Here is a 21,578-nt window from a genome sequence, read left to right on the forward strand (position 1 = left end):
TCTAAAAAAACAATATTATTTAGCGGGGGCAACCCTCCAAATAGTATTAGAAGCATCGTCTGCTACCAGAAGGGAACCATCACGAATTACGGCAACTCCCACCGGTCTTCCATATACTTTACTTTTTTCCTTATCTGCAATAAATCCGGTTAAGAAATCCTGGGGTTTACCTGAAGGTTTGCCGTTCTTAAATGGCACAAATACTACCTTATATCCTACAAGCTGAGAATGGTTCCATGATCCATGTTGCCCGATGAAAGCTCCTCCCTGATATTCACCTGGGAATGCTTTTTGATCATAAAAGGCTAAACCTAAAGATGCCGTATGAGAACCAAGCGAAACATCTGGAACTATAGTTTTTTTAACGAGGTCGGGCCGTACATTTTTCATTCTGGGATCTTCATTAGGACCAAAGTAAGCATAGGGCCAGCCATAAAAACCATTTTCTTTAACACTGGTGATATAATCGGGCACTAACTCATCACCCAGTTCATCGCGTTCATTCACTGCTGTCCACAAGGTTTGGGTTCCTGGCTCCCAATCCATTCCTACTGGATTTCGCAGTCCTGATGCATAGATCTTCTCCCCTGAACCGTCAGGATTTACAACCAGTATAGCAGCCCTTCGAACCTCATGCTCCATTCCATTCTCTCCGTTATTAGATCCTGATCCTACAGAAATATAGATCTTGGAACCATCCTTACTCGCAATAATATTACGCGTCCAATGATTGTTATACCCGCCTGCTGGAAGCTCAACGATTTTAGTCCCCTTAGCACTGATCTTCGTAGTACCAGGAGTATATGGAAAACGCATCAAACCACTTGTGTTGGCTACATAGAATGAATTATTTAAAACTAGCATACCCAGTGGTTGCTCTAAACCTGTTAAAAAAACCTGTTTAAGGTCTACTTTACCGTCTTTGTTACTATCCCTAAGAATAGTGATCCGGTTGGCGCTTGCATCCTGCTGATTCGCCTTTGCTTTACCGGTAATATTATCTTTGATCTTTGCCTTTAGTTTCTTTTCGGTAGCAGCTTCAGCAATGAAAATATCTCCATTTGGAGCCTCATATATCCACCTGGGGTTTTGAAAACCATCGGCGTACTTTGTAACCTGAAAACCAGAAGGTGCTACAGGAGTCTTTCCTTCCGGCCAGCCAATAATATCAGAAAAATTTGTCTTTGAGGCGGTAGTATCTGGCTCAGGAAGAACCAGTTCTCCAGCCGCGGTTGATGTTCTGGAAATAGTATCAGCACCGCTATTTTTCGTTTGCTTGTTATTCGAATTACAACCTGTCCAAGCCAACCCAAGTGCCAAAACTAACCCGGGTAATACAAATTTGTTATTCATGCTCTTTTTTCAAAATTTCACTCAAGCAACCGTAAAAATACTTGTATTGTTTGAACTATAAGACGGAAACCGTTGACTGCTTAGCTATAAAGAGTTGGTCCAGATGCTGCTGGTAGCGCTTCAAATCTTTCTCAATATCTGCATTCTTCTCTACGTCGTGAAAATGCAGGCTTTCCAATGGATGCATTCCAGTGAAGGCATTCATGCGATGGAAACCGAATAAAGGCCCGTCGTCAACACTTCTTTGGTTAAAAAACTCACCAGGCAACGTAAAGGCAGTTGCCGGTGCATTCCAGGAAGTAGTTAGCAGATAATTACGCCCGTGTAGCATGCCCCCAGTCCCATAATTAACGTCAGGGTTCTCCGCCTTCCGGCCATCACTATGATAAATTCCCTTACGGTGCCCAGCGGTGAAAACTTCGTCTATATACTTCTTGAAGCCGTGGGGCAACTGAAACCACCAAATAGGAGTGTGATAAATGATAGTATCAGCCCAAACAAAGTTCTCTACCTCTTCAATAACATCATATTCCTTATTTATATCTGTAGATCTCACTTCGAAACCTTCTCTGGTGTTGAAAAATTCTTTGGTTGCATCGAAAACGGATCTATTGAATCTTCCGCCTGAATGTCCAAATACCTGACCTCCATTTATTACAAAAATCTTTTTACTTTGATTACTCATATTTATTGCTTTTGACACAAATGTAGGACGGTAAATACTTCTATTAAAATAATACAAATCATACCTTTGTATTATAATTATAATAGATATTACTATGGTGAATTTAGAGTGGTTCAGAACTTTTAAAGCTATTTACGAGACAGGAAGTCTTACGGGAGCGGCAGAAGCATTATATGTTTCTCAACCTGGGGTAAGTTTACATCTTAGCTCTTTGGAGGCATACGTGGGCTACAAATTATTCGACCGTAGTTCAAGAAAAATGGTCACTACAGAAAGAGGTAAGGTTTTATATAACTATATTGTAGAAGCACTTACCCACCTTGAAAAGGCAGAACAGCATTTTCACAAAAGCACAGAAAAAGAGCGGCCAACTATTAGTATAGGTATGTGCTTCGAAACTTTTCAATTTACTTTGGAGCCCTATTTGCCAAGATTACCCTTTAATGTGATCATCAAGTTTGGGGATTATCCAGAGATGCTGAGCGATCTGGATGCTGGTATTCTTGACCTGATCATTACTCCACAGAAGGGGGAATTTACGGGATTAGAATATGAGGCATTTTTTAAGGAACGTATTGTAATAGTAGGAGGGGCTAATACTGATATAGAGGGCTTTAAAAAACTGCTGAAGGATGGAAACAAGGTTGATATTCAAAAATGGTTGAAGAAACAGATCTGGTACGGGACAAATGGAGATATGGAGCATCTTCGAAGGTTCTGGCATTTCAACTTTGGGAAAAGACCCGACTTCAAGCCAAACTACATAGTGCCCAATATGAGCTCCATACTAAGATGTCTTGGCGGAGGCGAAGGCATTGCCGTAATACCTGACTTTTTATCAAAAAAGGAATTCGAGCAGGGCCACGTTAAATTGGTATGGGAAGGTGATAAACCAATTGAAAACACCCTTTATTTTGGCACCCGTAAAAAGACTACTTATAATAATGAAATTGCCATGGTCAAAGAGATTTTTTTAAGGGAAATGGTTTAAAGATTATAATTTCTTTATTATCCAATAGAAACCTGCCGCGGTGATGATAGAAACCAAGCCGGTAAGTGTCCATAGAACATCAAACCCAAAGTGGTCGGCAATACGCGTCCCTATAAATGGAGATATGATATGTGCAGCAGAAAATGCCAGGGAATTTACTCCCATATAAGAACCCTGCTTTTTTCCTGAAGCCCTTTTCATAGTCAATGTTGCCATAAAAGGCATGGCTAGAATTTCGGATATACATAGCAGGAACATACCGAAGTAGAGAAGCAGGAATTTGCCGGGCAATAGTAGTACGAGAAAGGCAGCACCACCTAACAAAGTCCCGATGATGATCGTTCCACTTGCTCCAAGTCGTCTTTCTGCAATATGTACGAGGATCATCTCGAGTGAAAAGACCACGAATCCACTGTAGGCGAGTATTACTCCGATACTCCATTCACTAAGGTGATGGACCGTCCTGTAAAACAGTGGGAGAGTGCTTAGAAGCTGGAAAAAACAAACACTGTACAGCAGGCAGAAAAAACTAAATACTAAAAACGGAGCATCCTTCCATGGAGACAAACCAGTTGTTCCCTTTTCAGGATCTTTTTGAACACCTTTAACGGGTTGCAGATTCCGGAAATAAAAGTAGAAAAAGAGGCCAGCAAGTCCCGTACTGATCGCATTTCCATAAAACAACCAATGGTAAGAGATAGCCGCAAGTAGACCTCCCAGAGCCGGGCCAATAGAGAAGCCCAGGTTCATAGCCATTCTGTTAAGAGAAAAAGCTTTTGTGATATTTTCAGGCGACGTATACGACGCAATAGAAACGGTATTCGCTGGCCGGAAAGTTTCACTGATAACACTTAGAATAAAGACTCCAATACTTAATTGAACGGGAGTACTTAGAACAGGAAGGATACAGTATACCGGAACACAAAGCATAAGGCAAAGGAACTGAACCCTGAAATTACCAACCTTATCACTTAACCATCCTCCTAAAGCTGACCCAACTACGGCACCTGCACCAAAACAACTTAAAGTATTTCCGGTATCTTTCAAGCTAAATTTAAGCGCATCAGTCATGTAAACCCCGAGAAATGGAATAACCATCGCTCCGCTGCGATTGATAAGCATTATCAATGCCAGCATCCAGGCGGGTTTAGACAGACCACGATAAGAATTAAGGTAAAGTTGTATTAAATGCTTCATGGGCAGGCGGTAAAAATAAGAGAATTGGACCGACCTTGACAAATCGTTTTGTCATAAAAGAAAGGATATCCTAAACCTTCCAATTGATTTGCAGTTTTGTGCGGAATCTTTAATTTTGCACCGCACTATAGAAATACTACTTAATTGGGAATATGAACTTTAAGCTTATCACTTGTACATTTATCACCGCTCTTTTTGCATTCACTTCCTGCAAGAAAACGCAAGAAGAACCTGTAATTGAATACCCTTTCACTTTAGAAAATTCAACCGTAGAAAAAAAGTCGGAGATACAGCTCTTTACTAGTAATCAGGAATTGAAGGACGTAGGAAAGATCACAAAGTTTGTTGAAAATAGTCAGCTATTTAACATGCATTTACAAGATAATCGTTTCGGTTCGTTGACTGTCTTTTCTGCCGACTCCTCTTATTTCAATTTTCCTGAAAACAAGTATACGTATGAGAAAAAAAACGGCTTGTATTACTTTTATTCTACATACTTATATGATCTTGGAGATGCTCCGGCTGGCTCATTGGCATTAGTAAAACATAAGGAACCACATTTTAATACCGCCCAGGGAGTAATGGCAAAAGAAATCAGGGTTGCTAAGGGAACATTAAAATCACTGGAATTTTCATGCCTTGCCTATAAATTATCCAGGAACAGCTATAATGTAAACGGAAAGCTTACGGGGTCTACAGAGGAGGAAGGTGTTCTATATAATGAATTCAATGAAGACTTCCTGAGAAGCCTTGGAGAACATGATACTTTGGCTGTCCAAAAATTTGTGATAACCGTAAAATAATTAGTCGTATTCTACCCTGCTTTTGTCGCAATGTACACACCTTTTACTTCATATTAACTTCGATATTTGGATAAAAATCACCGAAATAAAAGAAATATGAAAGACGAAAGAAACCCCATTGGATGGACAGAGATTTATGTGGAAGATCTTGTCCGCGCCCAAAAATTCTATGAAGATGTTTTGCAAATTACGATGCAACCAGCTCCGGTGCCTCAAGGAATGGAAGCTGAGGAAGGAAGTGACGACTACTTCGAAATGGTATTTTTTCCAGGTAACATGGAAGCCCCGGGAGTAAGTGGTTCTTTGGTAAAATCAAAAATGTTCAAACCGGGATCAGGAGGAACAATGGTCTACTTCTCATGTAGTGATTGCGCAGAGGAAATTTCAAGGGTTGAAGCCGCTGGAGGGCAGGTAATAGCAGGTAAAATGCCTATTGGTGAATATGGATTCTGCGGGATTTGCATGGATACGGAGGGTAACCAGATTGGTTTCCACTCAATGCAATAGGAAAAATTTTCTTGCAAAGGGAGTTGAATGCTCCCTTTTTTTATTCCCTGAAAATGATTGCATTAGGGCGAAATATTTATTTAGAAGGGGAATTCCCCCTAGATTACATTTTCCGATATCATCACTATTTCTATATTTGCGCCATAATACGTCGTTCCCAGCCTGCCCGGATGGCGAAATTGGTAAACGTTGCGGTCTCAGAAGCCGTTGAGAATTGTCTCTTGAGAGTTCGAGTCTCTCTCCGGGCACCAGGTTAACCACTTATTCACCCTCATTTTGTTTCAGCTGTAACCTTAAGTTTTTAGGAGCAACTTCGCAATAGGCGGTTCTCAAAGCATCTGTAAACAACCCTTCATTTACCCGCTTCATTTCTATCATTGTCCAGCCTTGTTTTCCCCATTTATTATTAACGGGATAGATCACTGTTCTGTCATTAGAGGAAAATACATCCTGGTCTATTTCAGACAACTTCACTGTGGCTATTTGTAGTTCGGCTACGTAAGTGGCAAAAATCTTTTTCTTAACCCTGAATGACGTTTTTTCAAAGTGGGGTTCTTCCGTTACTTCCGGCAATGAGAGAGCCAGTTGTCTGAATAAGTCAAATGTTACCATAATCAACCAAATAGAAGGATTCTTTTTTAGCTTTACAAAACATTGGCTGTTTAGCTACAATCTCCAGTAATACAAGATTGTCGAAAAGATAATTGAATGAACAAAATTCCAATAGCAGAAATTCCGGCTTCAGAAAGAAATTCTGAAGAGAATGGCTTTAGCATCTCCGAACTAGATTCATCCTTATTAGCTAAGGAGAGGATAAGGGGAAAGCACCGCCATAATTTCTTCTTCATTCTGCTTATAAAAAAGGGAACAGGGATTCATGAAGTTGATTTGGTGAACTATGATGTAGCAGACAATATGATCTTTTGTTTACGGCCAGGTCAGATTCATCTCCTGAAGTTAGAGAGCGACGTTACCGGGTATGTGATGAGGTTCAATACCAACTTTTACCAGCCAAACGAGAAGTCAATCCTACAGAAATTCAGGAAGGCAACTCACACTAACCTCTGTCCACTCGACAATAACCGTTTCGAAAGAGTACACGCCATAGCAGAACGGATTTTCAAAGAATTTAGCGATAAGGAAGAGGGTTATACTAGTGTTATAAAGGCTTCTCTTGATATGTTTTTTATTGAACTTGTTCGTCGATGCAACAATGGCGGCCAGGTGGAAGACCAGGTGCATTCTTATAAACAGGACCGACTTGAGGAGTTTCTGGATTTACTAAGATGCAATCTCTCATCTATGAAGCAAGTTTCTCAATACACCACAATGATGAACCTATCGGCATTTCAATTGAACGAAATTACCAAGACAACAATTGGAAAAACTGCATCGGAAGTCATAAATGAACAAATAGTCCTTGAGGCAAAAAGGCATTTGCTGGCTTTAGACGAACAGGTGAAAATGATCAGCGAGAGCCTTGGTTATGAAGACGTCTCCTACTTCATTCGTTTCTTTAAAAAGCATACTGGCTATTCTCCCGACGCCTACAGGAAAAACTTTAGATAAGTACTATCCAAGTAAATTTTTGTTCTATTTCTCATTTTCAGCCTAAGCTAGTTTTGTAGCTATAAATTATTGCTAGTTTAACTGATATGGAAACACCGAACAAAACATTTGATGTGATAATAATTGGAGGAAGCTACTCAGGTTTAGCAGCCGCACTTGCCCTTGGTAGAGCATTGATGAATGTTTTAATTATTGATGGAGCAGAGCCGTGCAACAAGCAAACGCCTCATTCCCATAATTTCCTTACGCAAGACGGGAAAAAGCCAGCAGAGATCCACAAACAAGGAAAAGAACAAGTATTGATGTACAATACAGTAGAATTCCTTGAAGGAGTTGCGGTCGCGGGGAGAAAAATGGATGATGGAACTTTTGAAATACAGGTGTCAAAAGGAGAAATATTCAGAGCAGGCCAGTTAATATTCGCCACAGGCATCAAAGATGATCTGTCAGGAATTCCTGGACTTGCAGAATGCTGGGGTATTTCGGTGATCCACTGTCCTTACTGCCATGGGTATGAAGTAAGAAATGAACCTACCGGTATTTTAAGTAACGGACCAGAGGCTATTGAAATAGCGGGTTTAATCTCCAACTGGACAAAGGACCTTACTATTTTAACAAATGGAGAGCATACTTTTAGTGAGGAGGAAGAGCTTAAACTGAAAAAACATGATATTAAAATTGATGAAAGAACAATTGCGAAGTTAAAGCACGATAATGGCTACTTAAGCAGTGTTACTTTTCAAGATGGATCAGAGCTCTCGCTGAAGGCAATTTATTATCGGCCCACCTTTGTTCAGCACTGTCAAATACCACAGGCATTAGGCTGCGAGTTAACAGAAGAAGGCTATATTAAGGTTGATTCAACTCAGGCAACTAGCATTAAAGGTATTTTTGCCTGCGGAGATAATGTAACAAGGATGAGAGCTGTGGCCAATGCTGTATTTATGGGTACCATGGCTGGGGTGGCAGCTAGTAGACAGCTTATACTCGACAGATTTAGCGAATAAGGTCATGCACCTGTTTTCCTTACAATTTCCTTTATGCGGACATCTAATTGTTCTGTACTTGTTTGAAGCATCTCTACAATACCTAGAACATCCTCGCTGATGTCCATTGTTTTTACGAGGGAAATAAGCGCCAGCATGTTAGCAAGAGGCGCCCTTGCTAAATGGGCCTGATCGAATGCGATATCGTTCAGAACCTGAACTTTATCCTTCTTTTCTTCTTCCGCCTGAACCTTCTTTTTCAGCAATTCGCTTTCGTACTTTTTTCTGTCGGCTACCTTGTAAAAAGCGCAATAAAAAAGCTCTTCGTCATCTGATTTGGGGCCGGATTGTGCAGTGAACAGACAAGGAAAGCTAGCATTATTACTTCGAATAGTAAGATCAATTTCTTTAACGGTTCCGTGCATTTTTAAAATCGGCTGCACAAAAAGCTGATAATAAACTTTACCACCCTTATCCAGCAAGTCTGAAATGTTTTTTCCAAGAATATCTGTTTCATCCAGGTCTAACCACTGTAAGAGAGTTGAATTCACATTTGAAATCTTGCCTTGTCTGAGCGTTAATAAGCCGCAGGGCGAATTATTAAAAAGGCTTTTGTAATCGGGAATGAGAGCGTGAGTCATTAATGAGTATCGAGATAATTTTCAATCGCTGCAATAGTCTCTTCCGGTGCGCTGAGATGAGGACAATGACCAGTTGCTTTCATGATTACCAGAGTATTTTGCGGTGTGTTCCTTTCAATATAATAGCCCACCTCCAGTGGAGCAAGTATATCCTCTGAACATTGAAGGCTAAGACTTTTTACTTTTAGTTTTTGAAGATCAGAACGGTTATCTGAAAAGAAAGTTACCCGCGCGAATTCTCTCGCTATCTCCGGGTCTGTAGCGCAGAAGTTTGCCGCAAGCTCATCGCCTAACTCGGGTGCTTGAGGATTACCCATGATCAGGGGAGCCATAGAGGTCGACCAGCCAAGGTAATTAGCATCCATTACTTCAAATAAAGACTCAATGTCTTCTCGGTTCATTCCTCCTACATAATCTTCACTGTTTATATAGGAAGGAGAGGGGGCTACCATAATTAGCCTTTCAAATTGCTCTGGATGTCTTATAGCTGCTCTCAAACCGATCATGCTACTAACAGAATGTCCAATAAAAATAACCTTGCTAAGCTCAAGAGCCTGTATTACTTCATTTACATCTTCGGCATAGCCATCCAGCGATGAGTATCTATTAGGGTCATAGGCCTCTATGTCTGACTGACCTGCTCCTACATAATCGAAAACAACAATTTTGTACCTTGACTCAAAAGCTTTAATTAGATGCCTCCAAACGTTTTGGTCGCAACCAAAACCATGGGCCATTAACATACATTGGTTTCCGTTTCCGTAAATCCGGACATTATTACGCTTAACTATATCTATCATAAGCTTTTCTGGCTTAATTTTATACGTTTTATCCCTAGTTCAAGTTTCCACTATAATCCATCCAATGGGTATTTAATTCATTTTTGTGAATTATACCAATACTCTGATTTATAACCGCCAGGCGTCTAATGTTTACTAAGCCTTGTTTTATAAACAACCTCACCATCTATACTTACCGCTTGCATTAATAATTGCTTCTCTTTAACCGAAAAAGTCATGAACCCGGGAACAGCTTTGGCCAGTTTACTTTTTGGAATTGTTTTCAATGAAAGTACTTCTGAACCTGCACCTGATATGAATTGTTGAGTTATCTTGTTCACTTTAAGATGCTGCAAGTTATGTTCATGCCCTGAAATGTATGCGTCCACTTTGTACTTGGAAAATAAAGGCTTTAGTTGTCTCCGGACCGCCCTTGTATCATAAGCAATTCGACGGTGCCCACCTGTATGAATAGGATGGTGACCCACAATTATTTTCCACTTTACACTGGGCGACGCGGTTTCTAATTCTTTCCTTATCCATTCTTTCTGTTCTGCTGGCTTTTGGCTTTTTATATTATTTCCGTAGTGTTGCTTTTTATGGTACAGCTTAACCAATGGATTAGTATCCAAAAAAAGTATTAGAACTTGTTGGCTTGTGTCTCCATCAATAGCAAACTTCTTCGAATAGTACCTGGAAGGCATAGACCATCTGCTGTTGGTATTAGAATATTCAATCTGAGCATCGGGGTTTGCCATATAATCATGGTTACCAAGAACCGGGTACCACTTTACCTGCAGTGATTTTTGATTGTAAATCTTTTCAAATGAATTTTGAAAGAGTGGATCAAGGGTATCTTTAACTCCAGCTGGATAAAAGTTATCTCCAGTGCTTACAATAAAATCTGCGTCTAACTTCTCCGCCGCTATAGCCATCTGAGTGGCAACCGGCCGTTGAAAATCTCCTCCGCTTTTACCCCAATCGCCAATAGCAATAAAGTGTAAAGCAGAATCACTTTTTTCCAATTCAAGCTTTGACGAATATTGCTTGTTGCCAGAATTAAACGAACCTTGCGAAAACGCTTGAGGGAGACAAATTACAAGAAGTAAAAGCTGAAAAATAGGGAAGAACCTCATTTATCTTTTTCTTAGAGTTCAAAATAGTTCATAAACTGACAAATTGCTTGAAAGTTTTTATTAAGAACACCTGATGAATGAGTGAGATTAGACAGAAATTCACCAGGTAGGCTTAGGGCCCTACCTGGTACGAATTTCGATGCAAAAAAGAACCTTGATCTAATTTTTATTTACTAAACAAGTTAACAGAATTTCTATACCCAGAACCAGTGTTGGCGTACCAATCGGTGTATTGTGTTCCTCCTGATAAGATCCAGTTCGGAAGTTTTAAATACGCTGTGCTAATATCTTTTCCTTCTAATGGATAAACAAAGTTTTTCACAGGAACGCTGATTGCCCATGGATATCCTTCTGCTGTGAGGTAGTACTTTCCTGCAGCAACATTGCTGCGATCGTCTCCCGTTCCAAATAAGCTTTTATCAGCTAAAGTAGTTGGAGTTTTTCCTGGTAGGTGGATCTCTGAACCTCTACCTGCGTTTTTATTCCAGATAAAAGGATTGTACTCACCCAAGCCGAAGCTTGCCAAAGATGGCCCGTTTGCAATTGTAAAGCTGATATTATATGATTTTGCCGTTTGCTTAGGTTCTTCCAGGCGGGTGTTATAGTAAAGCATTTCCGAATGTGTATTATCGAAAAGTGTTATAACAGCCTTTTCCTGTCCTGCTTCAAGAGAACCACCTGTAACATCACCTATCAGTTCTCGTTTAACCGGGAATTCTATACCAAAACCATTTTGGAAAATTCCACCTCTTGCCTGAAGCTCATAGTTACCGTCAACCTGAACTACTTTGTTTCCAGCATTAGTGATCACTTTTAATTTGTAAGAGAATACCACATCATTCATGTCGTAATCTCCTTTAACTGGCCACATATCCTCGAAAGCAATTGTTGCCCCAGCATCAGCAGCTGCATTTGGATAATAGTTATTAAAAGCTTTTGAAGCATCATTAGGGTAGTCGTCAAGATTATCGGCAACACCATCACCGTCTGAATCTACAATTGTTGCCATGCCGTTTCCTGGATTACATCCAGTAGCAGGAATATAAAGATCACAACCTTGAGATGCACCATCCTTGAACAACCCAGAAGGTAAGGTAGAACCATAACACACTCTTAAATTACCTTTAAACTTCTGACCATTCGAAGTTTGTTGAGCATCAAGTATCAGGTTAGAGTTAATTGTTCCAGTAACTTTTACCATAGATGTTGATCCACTTGCGGAAAAACCTCCTGTTATTTTATCAAGGTCTTTCGTCTTGAAATATGATGCATCATACAAATTGACCTGCGCGCTGCCATTAATTTGTGTATTACCGCTAACCTGAACATAACTGTAGTTATTTAACAGATTATTATTCATCAGGCTATTAGAAACCAGAAGTTTACAGCGGTTATTTACAATACCGCCACCATTAATTTGAAGGTTGTTAACTGTTGCAGAGCCTTTATTCTCAAAAGTTGTTGTGCTGTTCACGTTCATTGTACCACCAACCGAAATTGTGCCTTCGTTAGTGTCGGTAATATTAGATGAGTTAAGATTAAAGTCGCTCGTAACCGTTAGATCACCATAGTTATTTACAGTACCTGAGGAAGCAAGGTTTCCTGTAAACTTAGCTGTTCCGTAGTTACTGAAAACATGAGTAGCCCTGTCAAACTCTAAACCAGGAAAGCTTACCCTGCTACCATTTGTTACCACAAAACCAATAGCACTGCTTCCTGCATTTTTATTAATGTTCTGTACCGTAAGATCAGTTCCACACAAACGGGCAATACCACCACCGTTACCAAAGGTAAGGTTAACTATTTTATTAGAACCGCTGATACAAACTGTTTTACCACCATCAATAGTGATCCACTGACCTGAAGAGGTAAGGCTTACGCTTTGAGTACAGCCGGTATTGCAATCAGGACTAGTAGCAAATGTACTAGCACCAGATTTAGTGGAAGAGACAGTAGTGTTTATTGCTCCAAGTGAAATATTTACTTCAGCTCCGCTTAATTCTACTTTTTTGTTTACGGTTGAATTGTCTGGCGCTGTTTTAATTACATATACCTCTGTAATGCTGCTTGGAACATAAACCTTCGTTTCAAAACTAGCATCCGTTGAAGCTGACCCTTTTGAAAGTAATTTACCGTCAGGAGTATAAATAGCAATAATGTGAGTAGCATCAGAAAAACGTGTATCTGTAACTGCAACCTTGAATGTTACATCGCGTGAAGATTCCCATAAGAATCCTTCAGGAACTATTACGTCCGTCAACTTGTTAATATCGCCATTGGCCAATAACTGATCATCGGTTTTCTTGCAAGCCTGAAAAACACTCGCAATAATAAGGGAGTAGGTTAGTAAATGTTTGTAACTCATAGTCATACTTAATGCATACGGAAGGGCAATTCTAATGCCATGGCTGTTAAGATGCGTTTTAAAGCGGTGGTGGTTCAAACTGTAGGTCCCAAATGCCTCATCCTGTTCTATAGACTGCGAAATTTTGGGAAAGGTTTTCCTCTTTCCCAGTTATAAATCCATTGTAAAGCCTCTTGTCCTTTAATAAGGAAGGGCATTATTATTACTTACACAATGGTAGACCCAACTACAATGACTTAATTTGTACCTTCTCTGAAATAGAATAGCTAAACATGCAGGAAGATCTACAGCAACTTAGAAATTTACTGGAAACAATCGGAGTTTTGCAGAGTGAGGATTGGGAAGCATTTTCAAAAGTATGGTCGCCTTACTCCGCAAAGAGAAAGATCAGTCTTACCGCCATTGGCGAAACCGAGAAATACCTTTATTTTGTTTTAGACGGTGTTCAACGGGTTTACTATTTTGACGGGGAGGGGCGAGAGGCCACTATTGTTTTTATGTACCCACCTTCATTTGGCGGTGTGTTAGATTCCTTCATGCTTCAGCAACCATCTCGCTATTGTTACGAAACCTTAACTCCCTCACGGTTCCTGCGTGCTCCATATGCTGAGGTGAACGCCCTGATGAAATCACATCCGTCAATACAGCACCTTATCCTTCAGGGCCTCTCGGCGGTGCTTTCAGGAGTATTACAGCGACTTACAGAGTTGCAATGCTTCACTTCTGAAGAAAAGTTTTCGAGCTTTTTAAAACGAAGTCCCCATATTCTACAACTAGTTCCACATAAGTATCTGGCTAGCTACATTGGAATAGATCCAACTAATTTTAGTAAGCTGATCAATAAAGTGAAAATCTAAATCATGGTATTTACCAAGGTTGACGTGAACAAGGATTGCCAACTTTGCATCTATGAAACTCAATAAAAACCACCTCTTAAATAAGCTTGGCGACCAAGTAGAAAGCCATTTGCATATTGCAATTTCATCATTTCAGAACGAGTCTGAGAAAGTGTTGCTATGCCCGTCTGCTACCGGCGGCTGGAGTATTGCCCAATGCCTTGACCACTTGAACTCTTATGGGGATTACTTCTTACCTCGATTGAGTAAGGTATTACAGGTGGAAACCTCCGATAATGCCGTTACGTTCAAAAGCGGCTGGTTGGGAGATTATTTTAGTAAGATGATGGAGCCTTCAGCAAAGAAATACAAAGCAGCTAAAGGGCATACTCCGAGGAAAGATCTAGATGTATACAAGGTTACCGCCACTTTCATTGCTCAACAAGAAGAATTACTGTTGCTGTTAAGGAGGGCAACAAGTGCTAATCTTAATCACAGGATTCCAATTTCTATATCTCCAATAATACGTTTAAAAGCCGGCGATGTCTTTCGTTTTCTTATAGCTCATAATGAAAGACACATGCAACAGGCACTTAGGAATCTCCCTTAATCTCACTATCATGCATGTGATAGTAACCATTCCCGGGCTTCAGTCGTGGACGTAAAAAACTGCGTTATCACATTTCCCTGCTTTAGATCGACCGCTTTCTGAGCGGAGATATTGTTAAACATTACCGAGGAGAAGACCCAGGCAAAATGGCGCAGTCCTGCAGCTTCCATCATAGGAAACCACTGACCACCTACCCATTCGGAAGCGTCAGAAACGCCGGTGATGTTCGAATTATCATTCAACACGAGTCGGCAATTATTCGCCTTCAACAGTTCATGCATCTTCAAACAACCATATTTCACAGACTCAAGGTCCTGAAAGCCGATCCAATCTACCTCAAGGATGCCAGTTGCAACGTTGAAGCTTATAGCCATCTGATTATCTTTATACTCAGTTGAAGATTCAACAATAATTTCACGACGAAGGTCATTAATGGGAAGTTTAAAAAAGAACGTGGAGCCTTTTCCCAGTTCGCTTTCAATCCAAAAATCTCCACTATGTCTAATTAATATCTCAGACACTATAAAAAGGCCTAAACCCAATCCTTCGTACTTCATGGCCGTAGCATCTACACGATAGAACCGCTGAAAAATCCTCGCCAGATCCTCATCTGCTATGCCGATGCCAAAATCTTTAATTGAAGTAATTACATAATTCGCTTGGACGTAAGTATCTATTTCAACACGATCGGCTCCAGGCGAATATTTAACAGCATTGGAAAGTATATTCGCAAATACCTGCTCTAATCGGTAGCGATCTCCCTTAAGCTTTACAGATGATTTATTTTTAACAATAACTTGATGCTTTACATTCCAGCTCCTAAACGTATGAACAAAATCGTCTATTAGTTCAGCAAAATCAATTTCTTCAATATTGTATACGAGCTTTCCAGCTGATATTTTAGACACATCAAGTAAATCGGAAGTAAGCCTCTCCAAACGTTTCAATTGATCAAGGCCACGAGAGATAAAAGTAGTCTGTTCTGCGGTTTTGTTTTTATCTAAAAGCTGCAGATAAAGCTTTAGACTAGTGAGCGGAGTTTTGAGTTCGTGACTCGCGATACTTACAAACTCATCCATTTTCTTCAATTGCAAATTGCTGTGTTGATGTTCTCTTTCCTGCTCGGTGATGTCTGTCAATGTACCAAGAAAACCAGTTTCTCCATCAAAAACGGGTAAGCCTACCGAGAGGAACCATCTATATTCATTATTTGCACTCTTAAGTCGAAATCTGCCACTATAATGCTCTCTATTCCGCAAAGCTTTATCGTAGTATTTTTGAACCTCCGGAATATCATCCTCATGCAATAACTTGGTCCAGCCGCTATCAAATCCATCAGCGACAGGCATGCCAGAAAATTTCTCCCACTGCTTGCTAATATAATTCAAACTTCCGTCAACCCCGGTTCGCCAAATAATAACAGGAGTATTATCGGCAAGAAATCTGAAGTATTGTTCATTTTTTCGTAAGGCTTCAGACGATTGCTTTTGTTCTTCAATATCCACGCATATACCTAACCAGGAAGTCAAGACCCCATTTTTGTCGAACACAGGCTTCGTTTTACTTAGGTGCCAGCGATAAATTCCGTTTTTATCTCTAAAACGCTGCTCAATTTCATAACTTGTGGCACTCTGTAGATTTCTCTGCGCTTCTCTCTGCACTAGCGGTAGATCCGCTGGATGTATCAAAGTCCAAATAATCTTTTTTAATTCACTAACACATGTCGTTCCCGTAAAATCAAACCATTCCTGGTTATAATAATTCGCGGACATATTTGCATCAGCCCTCCAAACTTTGGCAGGAACTGCATCAGCTAAAAAACGAAATTCAGAATCAAACGAGCTATCAGGCATAAGACATATTAGCTGACAAACAAGTCAGGGTAGCAAAGATATTATTTATGCATTTTACAGCACTATATCCAAGGAAGGATTTTCTGGACTGCGAAAAGCCGTAAGTAAATAAGAACTGGTGTTTATAGATTTAGCTGTTATGAAATATTCCGTACTTTGCTTCAAATGGATCCTATTTACATTACTGAATTGTTTGGCACATTCTTTTTTGCAATGTCAGGAGCTCTGGCTGCTGCTGAACATAATGAGGAGCACGACTGGTTTGGCGCGGGCTTTATAGGCTTCGTTACCGCAATAGGAGGAGGTAGTTTGCGGGATATTTTGCTAGGTAGTTATCCACTTATATGGGTCGGCAATGTACGATTTCTGTATGCCATCCTCCTGGGAATTCTACTGGCCGGTTTATTTTATAATACCCTGTTAAAGCTTCGCAGAACCTTTTTGCTTTTTGATACTTTGGGTATTTCCCTTTTCACCATCCTTGGAACGGAAAAAGCACTTAGGTATGGTATTAGTTCTGAAGTTGCTGCCATGATGGGAATGTTTACAGCAGTGATGGGCGGAGTAGTAAGAGATACTTTGCTAAACGAGGTGCCTGTAATTTTTAAGAAGGAGATCTACGCAAGTGCTTGCTTGATGGGAGCAAGTATATATCTGTTACTTATTAATTTTGGGGTAGAGCGGAACAGCAGTTTCTTTGCTTCAATACTTGTAGTCGTTATCATAAGAATTCTGGCTCTGAAATTTAAATTAAGCTTACCAAAATTTAAAAGAGGCTAAATGTTTATGCCTGCTGCTATTATTGTAAAGCCTTAATGGAATAAGAAACTTTTTACTATTTAATTGAAATTCATTTTTGTAAATTTGGAACTATCCTATCAGAGGCAATTTCGGTCTCCATTCAAAATCCAATAAACATTATAGCAACCTTATAGCGACCTTACAGCGATCTTATAGCGACCTTATAGCGATATTTATTCCATACTGATTCGTAAATGCTCCGGCACTGATCTCACTATCGTCCAAGGATTGGCTTAAGGTTCGCTTCCTCTTATTTTCTACTGCCCCCCAAAATTCCGAACCTGTCCCGAACCAGTATGATCTTCTTCTATAAGGCAACCTGAAATTAATTCTTTTAGACAGACTACTTTTATAATAGGAGGGATCTTTCAAAAAAAACTTCCATGAGCAGAAACTCACAAACGTAGGATGAAAGCAGCTTAAGGGTTTTACTGTGGGGAAGGCAGGGTTGTGATACCATAACAGACTATAATTAGGATCATCATTGGTATCCCAGAAAGTAAAAGGCCGGCATTAGTTATTATGCCGGCCTGGGAGGCTAACTCCCTGTTTAGCACGGTTTAGGATGCCCGGTGTTATTAATAAGAGTCTTTAGCAAGTTCCATTCCTTTAGATAGCATGGCTGCGCTTTCAGCTAAACGAACAAATTCTGCACGATAGCCATCATCATCTTTTCCTCTTGCGCCTTTTGCTCTTAAGATGAGCTTATCAAAAGAAGAAGCTTGTTTAAACTCAGAATTTCTTAGTAGCATACCGAACTCGGCTACTGCACTAGCAAAACGAAAATCTGCAGAGGCTGATTCAAAGGCAAGGGCTCTATCTTCCTGGATAACTTGCACTAAGCGACTTTTATCAGAATGAGGATCCTTGTAGCGGAATTTAATAGTTGCAACATCATCCGAATTCGTAAGATCTTCTTTCCTTGCTTGTTTTTGATACTTTAGAGGATCAACGCTTAAGGAAAAATCACTTTTTACGCCCACCGGTATTATTTCATACAGGGCAGTTACAGTGTGCCCTACACCCATATCTCCGCCTATCTTTTTATCATTATTAAAGTCTTCTTTTGCCATAAGTCTGTTTTCATAACCTATTAGCCGGTACGCCTGAACTTTGCCTGGATTGAACTCAACCTGAATCTTTACATCTTTAGCAATTGTGAAAAGGGTTCCGCCAAATTCAGTGACCATTGCTTTCCGCGCTTCTGTAATATTGTCAATATAAGCATAGTTCCCTCTCCCTTTATTTGCGATAGTCTCCATTTTGCTGTCTTTCAGATTTCCCATACCAAACCCTAAAACAGAAATATTAACTCCGCTTTCTCTTTCCTGAACAATCAGATCTTCCATTTCCTTATCGCTCGAGGCACCTACATTGAAATCTCCATCCGTCGCCATAATGATCCTGTTATTACCTTCTTTCTTGAAATTTTCACGGGCAACCTGGTAGGCCATTCTTAAACCAGCACCGCCTGACGTAGAACCGCCAGAGCCTAAAGCATCAATGGCGTTCTTAATTTCTGCTTTACGGCTACCCGGGGTACTCTTCAAAGCTAGTGTTACGTAGCCTGCATAAGTTACTATAGCTACCTGGTCTTTATCCCGTAACTGATCTACCAACATTTTTAAAGAGGTTTTAACCAGTGGAAGTCTGTTTTCTGGAGACATTGAGCCTGAAACGTCGATCAGGAAAACAAGATTAGAGGCTGGCAACTTTTCTGTCTTAACCTCTTTTGCCTTTAAACCTATCCGTAATAGCTGGTGCTGGGGATTCCATGGGGCTGAGGATAGTTCTGTATGAATTGCGACTGGTTTATCGTCTTTTGGTCCTTCCAGATCATATTTGAAGTAATTGATCATTTCCTCAACTCGTACTGCGTCTTTAGGAGGAAGCTGCCCATTATTAATAAAGCGACGCAGATTTGTATAGGAAGCGCCATCCACATCTACTGCAAAGGTCGATAAAGCTTGATCTTTGGGATTCTGGAAACCGTTTTCGGTAATCTCCTTGTAAGATTCTGTGTTGTGGTCGGGAATTAATATATGTCGGGTATATACCTGATTGTTTTGACCTCTTATTGCAATCCCAGATATTTTACCATGCATAGCAGCTGTAGGAGCAGCTGCCACTGCTCCAGTGACATCCTGTTTTCTTTGGGTTCCATATCCAACTATCACTACTTCCTTCAGTTCTGATTTCGACTGCTTTAGAGTAACATTGAGGCGATCAGTTTTCCCCGGCTTAACTTTCAGAGTTTCATATCCAACAAATGAAAAGACCAAATTCACATCGTTGGATGGAATCTTTAAAGAATAATGCCCTTCGGTATCTGTTGATGCTCCAATAGTTGTACCTTCAACTCTTACAGACACACCCGGTAGAGGAGAGCCGTCTAATTGTTCGCGCACCGTTCCACTAATAGTGCGCACTGAGCTGCTTTTAAAGCCAACCAGACTTAAGAGCAGGATAATGAGGTATAGATTTCCTTTCATGTTATTGAATTTTGGCGAAGGATGCATCATCAGGAAAATTTCCATAAGCGATAAATAAAAATTATTTTCAAACACTTAAATGAGTTGGTTTAGTAATTCAGGGAAATCAGATCAGTATAGCGACCAGGAACTCCTGGACCGTTATCTGGCTACGCACGATCTGGAAATCCTGGGTAAACTGTATAAAACCCATTCCTCAATGGTTTACTATGTCTGCTATCGCTACTTCCAGGATACTGAACGGAGTAGGGATGCCGTAATGCAGATCTTCGAAGAGCTTATCAGGAAGATAGATAAGCAGGAGATCAGGCAATTCGCCAGCTGGCTTTATGTGTTGACCAAGAACTACTGCCTAATGCAGCTGCGTTCAAACAAGAAAATGCAATATGTTTCGTTCGATGAATTTGTGGAATTTCCTGTAAGTCAGCATCAGGAAGACCATAAAGAAAAGGAGGCAGCCCTTACCGCACTCGAGAAATGCGTGGAGAAGCTTCCAGAACGGCAAAAACAAAGTATCGACCTGTTCTTTTTAAATGAAAAGTGCTACAAAGAGATTGTGGATTTAACAGGCTTCAGTTTGAATGAGGTTAAAAGCTATATACAGAACGGAAAAAGGAATTTAAAAATTTGTATGGAGAAGAACGGTGGAGAGTAACAAATACGACATATCCTTAATTCGGAAGTATCTTAACGGAGAGCTTGATGCAAGAACTATGTATCAACTGGAACGCCAGGCTCAGGAAGATCCGCTTTTGATGGATCTGATTATGGGAATGGAATTGGGAGACCAGTTGAAACATGATAAAGCTTTAATTGAGGTAAATGATCTTATCGATCAAAGGACAAAACCTGAAAAGACCCGCATTATTCCTCTGCTTCGTTGGAGTATTGCAGCTTCTGTAGTTATCGTGTCTGGAATTGCTGCATTGCTTATCCTAAGGAAGGATTCACCCGAAAGAATTTCAATGGCGGAATCCAAGAAACCTGTAACTGTAGTGGACAGCCTGGAAAAGCCGGGGGTTGAGGATCTTCCTGAAGTTCATCAAGATCAAACGAAAGTGGCAGAAGTTAAACGGAAGTCAAAACCGTTGAAAACTTATGGGAAGGACAAGGATTTAGAAGTATCGAAGAGTAAGGAACAAATAGCAATGCTTGAACCAGGGAAAACAGGAGAGTCCGGAGTATTGAATGAGGTTGTGATAACAGGTTATCCCACACAGAAAAGAATGGAACTTACAGGCGCTGTAGTAAGTGTAAAAGCAGAAGAATTAAGCCCACAAATAGCCTTACAAGGGCGTGTTCCTGGGGTGGGAGTTGAGCCACCCATGTCAAAATCGATCAGAATTAGAGGTTCTTCTTCATTGCCAGCAGAAAACAAGGATTATAGAGCACAAATAAGTGGCATAGTTAGAGACAAGCAATCCAATCAGGCGCTTCCGGGTGTATTCATAAAAGTTAAAGGAACAAACATTGCAACAGTAACAGATATCAACGGAAAATTTAAGCTGGCCGTTCCAGACCCTCAACAAACCCTTGAAGTGTCTTTTGTTGGTTTTGACCATGCTTCTGTAAAGGTTAATAGTAACGATAGCGTGGTTATTGCGATGAACCCGGCAAGCTTGGCCTTAAACGAAGTTGCAGTAGTTCGCTACGGAAGCAAAAAAGATAATGACGATCTAGCGGACAATCAAAACAGGGAAGTTGCACCGGCTAATGGATGGGAGGAATATAACAAGTACATAAAGGAAAACGCAATAGTATCAAAAGGGCAAAAAGGTACGGTTGTACTAAGCTTTTCTGTTTCTTCTAATGGTTCCTTAAGTGATTTTAAAATTATAAAAACAGACAGGCCTTCTCTGAACCTACAGGCAATCAAACTGGTATCAGACGGTCCGCAATGGCGGGGCCCAAAGGCAGGCACACAGAAAGTGAGATTAAGGATCAAGTTTAAGGAGGTTGAAGACTAATAAGCAG

At 40.3% G+C, this 21,578-nt stretch carries 20 protein-coding genes and 1 tRNA gene; 11 read left to right on the top strand and 10 right to left on the bottom strand.

Going from position 1 to position 21,578, the window contains the following annotated elements; genetic code table 11:
- Window positions 1–15: 15 nt before the first annotated feature.
- Window positions 16–1,353 carry a PQQ-dependent sugar dehydrogenase gene (locus J4N25_RS14175; RefSeq protein WP_207420324.1) on the bottom strand — a complete coding sequence of 446 codons (1,338 nt, stop codon included), beginning with the start codon at window positions 1,351–1,353 and terminating at the stop codon, window positions 16–18.
- Window positions 1,354–1,408: 55 nt separating this feature from the next.
- Window positions 1,409–2,038 carry an NAD(P)H-dependent oxidoreductase gene (locus tag J4N25_RS14180; protein WP_207420325.1) on the bottom strand — a complete coding sequence of 210 codons (630 nt, stop codon included), beginning with the start codon at window positions 2,036–2,038 and terminating at the stop codon, window positions 1,409–1,411.
- Window positions 2,039–2,132: 94 nt separating this feature from the next.
- Here J4N25_RS14180 and J4N25_RS14185 point away from each other — a divergent pair, with 94 nt between their 5' ends.
- Complete coding sequence (locus J4N25_RS14185) at window positions 2,133–3,029, top strand: LysR family transcriptional regulator (RefSeq protein WP_207420326.1); 897 nt, start codon at window positions 2,133–2,135, stop codon at window positions 3,027–3,029.
- Between the two features lie 3 nt (window positions 3,030–3,032).
- Here the strand turns inward: J4N25_RS14185 and J4N25_RS14190 are convergent, their stop codons facing one another.
- Window positions 3,033–4,226 carry an MFS transporter gene (locus tag J4N25_RS14190; protein WP_207420327.1) on the bottom strand — a complete coding sequence of 398 codons (1,194 nt, stop codon included), beginning with the start codon at window positions 4,224–4,226 and terminating at the stop codon, window positions 3,033–3,035.
- Between the two features lie 152 nt (window positions 4,227–4,378).
- Between J4N25_RS14190 and J4N25_RS14195 the strand changes: the two genes are divergently transcribed.
- The 3 genes from J4N25_RS14195 (at window position 4,379) to J4N25_RS14205 (ending at window position 5,787) form a co-directional block, all read left to right on the top strand.
- A complete protein-coding gene (locus J4N25_RS14195) occupies window positions 4,379–5,029 on the top strand; it encodes a hypothetical protein (RefSeq protein ID WP_207420328.1) in 651 nt (216 codons plus the stop codon).
- Between the two features lie 96 nt (window positions 5,030–5,125).
- Window positions 5,126–5,536 carry a VOC family protein gene (locus J4N25_RS14200; RefSeq protein WP_207420329.1) on the top strand — a complete coding sequence of 137 codons (411 nt, stop codon included), beginning with the start codon at window positions 5,126–5,128 and terminating at the stop codon, window positions 5,534–5,536.
- Window positions 5,537–5,700: 164 nt separating this feature from the next.
- Window positions 5,701–5,787: transfer RNA gene (locus J4N25_RS14205), tRNA-Leu, on the top strand.
- A 10-nt stretch (window positions 5,788–5,797) separates the two neighbouring features.
- On the opposite strand, the gene J4N25_RS14210 is transcribed toward J4N25_RS14205, so the two are convergent.
- On the bottom strand, window positions 5,798–6,148 hold the full coding sequence (locus tag J4N25_RS14210; protein WP_207420330.1) for an MmcQ/YjbR family DNA-binding protein: 351 nt from the start codon (window positions 6,146–6,148) through the stop codon (window positions 5,798–5,800).
- 96 nt (window positions 6,149–6,244) lie between these two features.
- On the opposite strand from J4N25_RS14210, the gene J4N25_RS14215 reads away from it, so the two are divergent.
- A complete protein-coding gene (locus J4N25_RS14215; protein WP_207420331.1) occupies window positions 6,245–7,105 on the top strand; it encodes an AraC family transcriptional regulator in 861 nt (286 codons plus the stop codon).
- An 86-nt stretch (window positions 7,106–7,191) separates the two neighbouring features.
- Complete coding sequence (locus J4N25_RS14220) at window positions 7,192–8,112, top strand: NAD(P)/FAD-dependent oxidoreductase (RefSeq protein WP_207420332.1); 921 nt, start codon at window positions 7,192–7,194, stop codon at window positions 8,110–8,112.
- Between the two features lie 2 nt (window positions 8,113–8,114).
- Here the strand turns inward: J4N25_RS14220 and J4N25_RS14225 are convergent, their stop codons facing one another.
- The 4 genes from J4N25_RS14225 to J4N25_RS14240 form a co-directional block, all read right to left on the bottom strand.
- Window positions 8,115–8,732: a PAS domain-containing protein gene (locus J4N25_RS14225; protein ID WP_207420333.1), complete on the bottom strand. Its 618-nt coding sequence runs from the start codon at window positions 8,730–8,732 to the stop codon at window positions 8,115–8,117.
- Complete coding sequence (locus J4N25_RS14230) at window positions 8,732–9,532, bottom strand: alpha/beta fold hydrolase (RefSeq protein WP_207420334.1); 801 nt, start codon at window positions 9,530–9,532, stop codon at window positions 8,732–8,734. The genes J4N25_RS14225 and J4N25_RS14230 overlap by 1 nt, the downstream gene beginning before the upstream one ends.
- 125 nt (window positions 9,533–9,657) lie before the next feature.
- Entirely contained in the window at window positions 9,658–10,647 is a 990-nt protein-coding gene (locus tag J4N25_RS14235; protein WP_207420335.1) for a purple acid phosphatase family protein, read from the bottom strand.
- Between the two features lie 166 nt (window positions 10,648–10,813).
- Window positions 10,814–13,012 carry an LruC domain-containing protein gene (locus tag J4N25_RS14240; protein ID WP_207420336.1) on the bottom strand — a complete coding sequence of 733 codons (2,199 nt, stop codon included), beginning with the start codon at window positions 13,010–13,012 and terminating at the stop codon, window positions 10,814–10,816.
- 272 nt (window positions 13,013–13,284) lie between these two features.
- Between J4N25_RS14240 and J4N25_RS14245 the strand changes: the two genes are divergently transcribed.
- Window positions 13,285–13,869, top strand: coding sequence for a Crp/Fnr family transcriptional regulator (locus J4N25_RS14245; RefSeq protein WP_207420337.1), 585 nt, complete (start codon window positions 13,285–13,287; stop codon window positions 13,867–13,869).
- A gap of 52 nt (window positions 13,870–13,921) precedes the next feature.
- Window positions 13,922–14,458 (top strand): DinB family protein, encoded by a 537-nt coding sequence (locus J4N25_RS14250; RefSeq protein WP_207420338.1) that lies wholly within the window; start codon window positions 13,922–13,924, stop codon window positions 14,456–14,458.
- A gap of 8 nt (window positions 14,459–14,466) precedes the next feature.
- On the opposite strand, the gene J4N25_RS14255 is transcribed toward J4N25_RS14250, so the two are convergent.
- Entirely contained in the window at window positions 14,467–16,311 is a 1,845-nt protein-coding gene (locus J4N25_RS14255; RefSeq protein WP_207420339.1) for a PAS domain-containing protein, read from the bottom strand.
- 165 nt (window positions 16,312–16,476) lie between these two features.
- Here J4N25_RS14255 and J4N25_RS14260 point away from each other — a divergent pair, with 165 nt between their 5' ends.
- Window positions 16,477–17,091, top strand: a complete 615-nt coding sequence (locus J4N25_RS14260) for a trimeric intracellular cation channel family protein (protein WP_207420340.1) — start codon at window positions 16,477–16,479, stop codon at window positions 17,089–17,091.
- Between the two features lie 599 nt (window positions 17,092–17,690).
- Here the strand turns inward: J4N25_RS14260 and J4N25_RS14265 are convergent.
- Window positions 17,691–19,604 (bottom strand): vWA domain-containing protein, encoded by a 1,914-nt coding sequence (locus J4N25_RS14265; protein ID WP_207420341.1) that lies wholly within the window; start codon window positions 19,602–19,604, stop codon window positions 17,691–17,693.
- Between the two features lie 79 nt (window positions 19,605–19,683).
- Between J4N25_RS14265 and J4N25_RS14270 the strand changes: the two genes are divergently transcribed.
- Window positions 19,684–20,259: an RNA polymerase sigma factor gene (locus J4N25_RS14270; protein ID WP_207420342.1), complete on the top strand. Its 576-nt coding sequence runs from the start codon at window positions 19,684–19,686 to the stop codon at window positions 20,257–20,259.
- Window positions 20,249–21,571, top strand: coding sequence for a carboxypeptidase-like regulatory domain-containing protein (locus tag J4N25_RS27165; RefSeq protein WP_207420343.1), 1,323 nt, complete (start codon window positions 20,249–20,251; stop codon window positions 21,569–21,571). The genes J4N25_RS14270 and J4N25_RS27165 overlap by 11 nt, the downstream gene beginning before the upstream one ends.
- Window positions 21,572–21,578: the final 7 nt, after the last annotated feature.

Source organism: Desertivirga brevis (assembly GCF_017355835.1).

What these genes read in the sequence shown, in the direction of transcription:
- J4N25_RS14175 (WP_207420324.1), bottom strand. Translation starts at nt 1,353, where the DNA reads ATGAATAACAAATTTGTATTACCCGGGTTAGTTTTGGCACTTGGGTTG.
- J4N25_RS14180 (WP_207420325.1), bottom strand. Translation starts at nt 2,038, where the DNA reads ATGAGTAATCAAAGTAAAAAGATTTTTGTAATAAATGGAGGTCAGGTA.
- J4N25_RS14185 (WP_207420326.1), top strand. Translation starts at nt 2,133, where the DNA reads ATGGTGAATTTAGAGTGGTTCAGAACTTTTAAAGCTATTTACGAGACA.
- J4N25_RS14190 (WP_207420327.1), bottom strand. Translation starts at nt 4,226, where the DNA reads ATGAAGCATTTAATACAACTTTACCTTAATTCTTATCGTGGTCTGTCT.
- J4N25_RS14195 (WP_207420328.1), top strand. Translation starts at nt 4,379, where the DNA reads ATGAACTTTAAGCTTATCACTTGTACATTTATCACCGCTCTTTTTGCA.
- J4N25_RS14200 (WP_207420329.1), top strand. Translation starts at nt 5,126, where the DNA reads ATGAAAGACGAAAGAAACCCCATTGGATGGACAGAGATTTATGTGGAA.
- J4N25_RS14210 (WP_207420330.1), bottom strand. Translation starts at nt 6,148, where the DNA reads ATGGTAACATTTGACTTATTCAGACAACTGGCTCTCTCATTGCCGGAA.
- J4N25_RS14215 (WP_207420331.1), top strand. Translation starts at nt 6,245, where the DNA reads ATGAACAAAATTCCAATAGCAGAAATTCCGGCTTCAGAAAGAAATTCT.
- J4N25_RS14220 (WP_207420332.1), top strand. Translation starts at nt 7,192, where the DNA reads ATGGAAACACCGAACAAAACATTTGATGTGATAATAATTGGAGGAAGC.
- J4N25_RS14225 (WP_207420333.1), bottom strand. Translation starts at nt 8,732, where the DNA reads ATGACTCACGCTCTCATTCCCGATTACAAAAGCCTTTTTAATAATTCG.
- J4N25_RS14230 (WP_207420334.1), bottom strand. Translation starts at nt 9,532, where the DNA reads ATGATAGATATAGTTAAGCGTAATAATGTCCGGATTTACGGAAACGGA.
- J4N25_RS14235 (WP_207420335.1), bottom strand. Translation starts at nt 10,647, where the DNA reads ATGAGGTTCTTCCCTATTTTTCAGCTTTTACTTCTTGTAATTTGTCTC.
- J4N25_RS14240 (WP_207420336.1), bottom strand. Translation starts at nt 13,012, where the DNA reads ATGAGTTACAAACATTTACTAACCTACTCCCTTATTATTGCGAGTGTT.
- J4N25_RS14245 (WP_207420337.1), top strand. Translation starts at nt 13,285, where the DNA reads ATGCAGGAAGATCTACAGCAACTTAGAAATTTACTGGAAACAATCGGA.
- J4N25_RS14250 (WP_207420338.1), top strand. Translation starts at nt 13,922, where the DNA reads ATGAAACTCAATAAAAACCACCTCTTAAATAAGCTTGGCGACCAAGTA.
- J4N25_RS14255 (WP_207420339.1), bottom strand. Translation starts at nt 16,311, where the DNA reads ATGCCTGATAGCTCGTTTGATTCTGAATTTCGTTTTTTAGCTGATGCA.
- J4N25_RS14260 (WP_207420340.1), top strand. Translation starts at nt 16,477, where the DNA reads ATGGATCCTATTTACATTACTGAATTGTTTGGCACATTCTTTTTTGCA.
- J4N25_RS14265 (WP_207420341.1), bottom strand. Translation starts at nt 19,604, where the DNA reads ATGAAAGGAAATCTATACCTCATTATCCTGCTCTTAAGTCTGGTTGGC.
- J4N25_RS14270 (WP_207420342.1), top strand. Translation starts at nt 19,684, where the DNA reads ATGAGTTGGTTTAGTAATTCAGGGAAATCAGATCAGTATAGCGACCAG.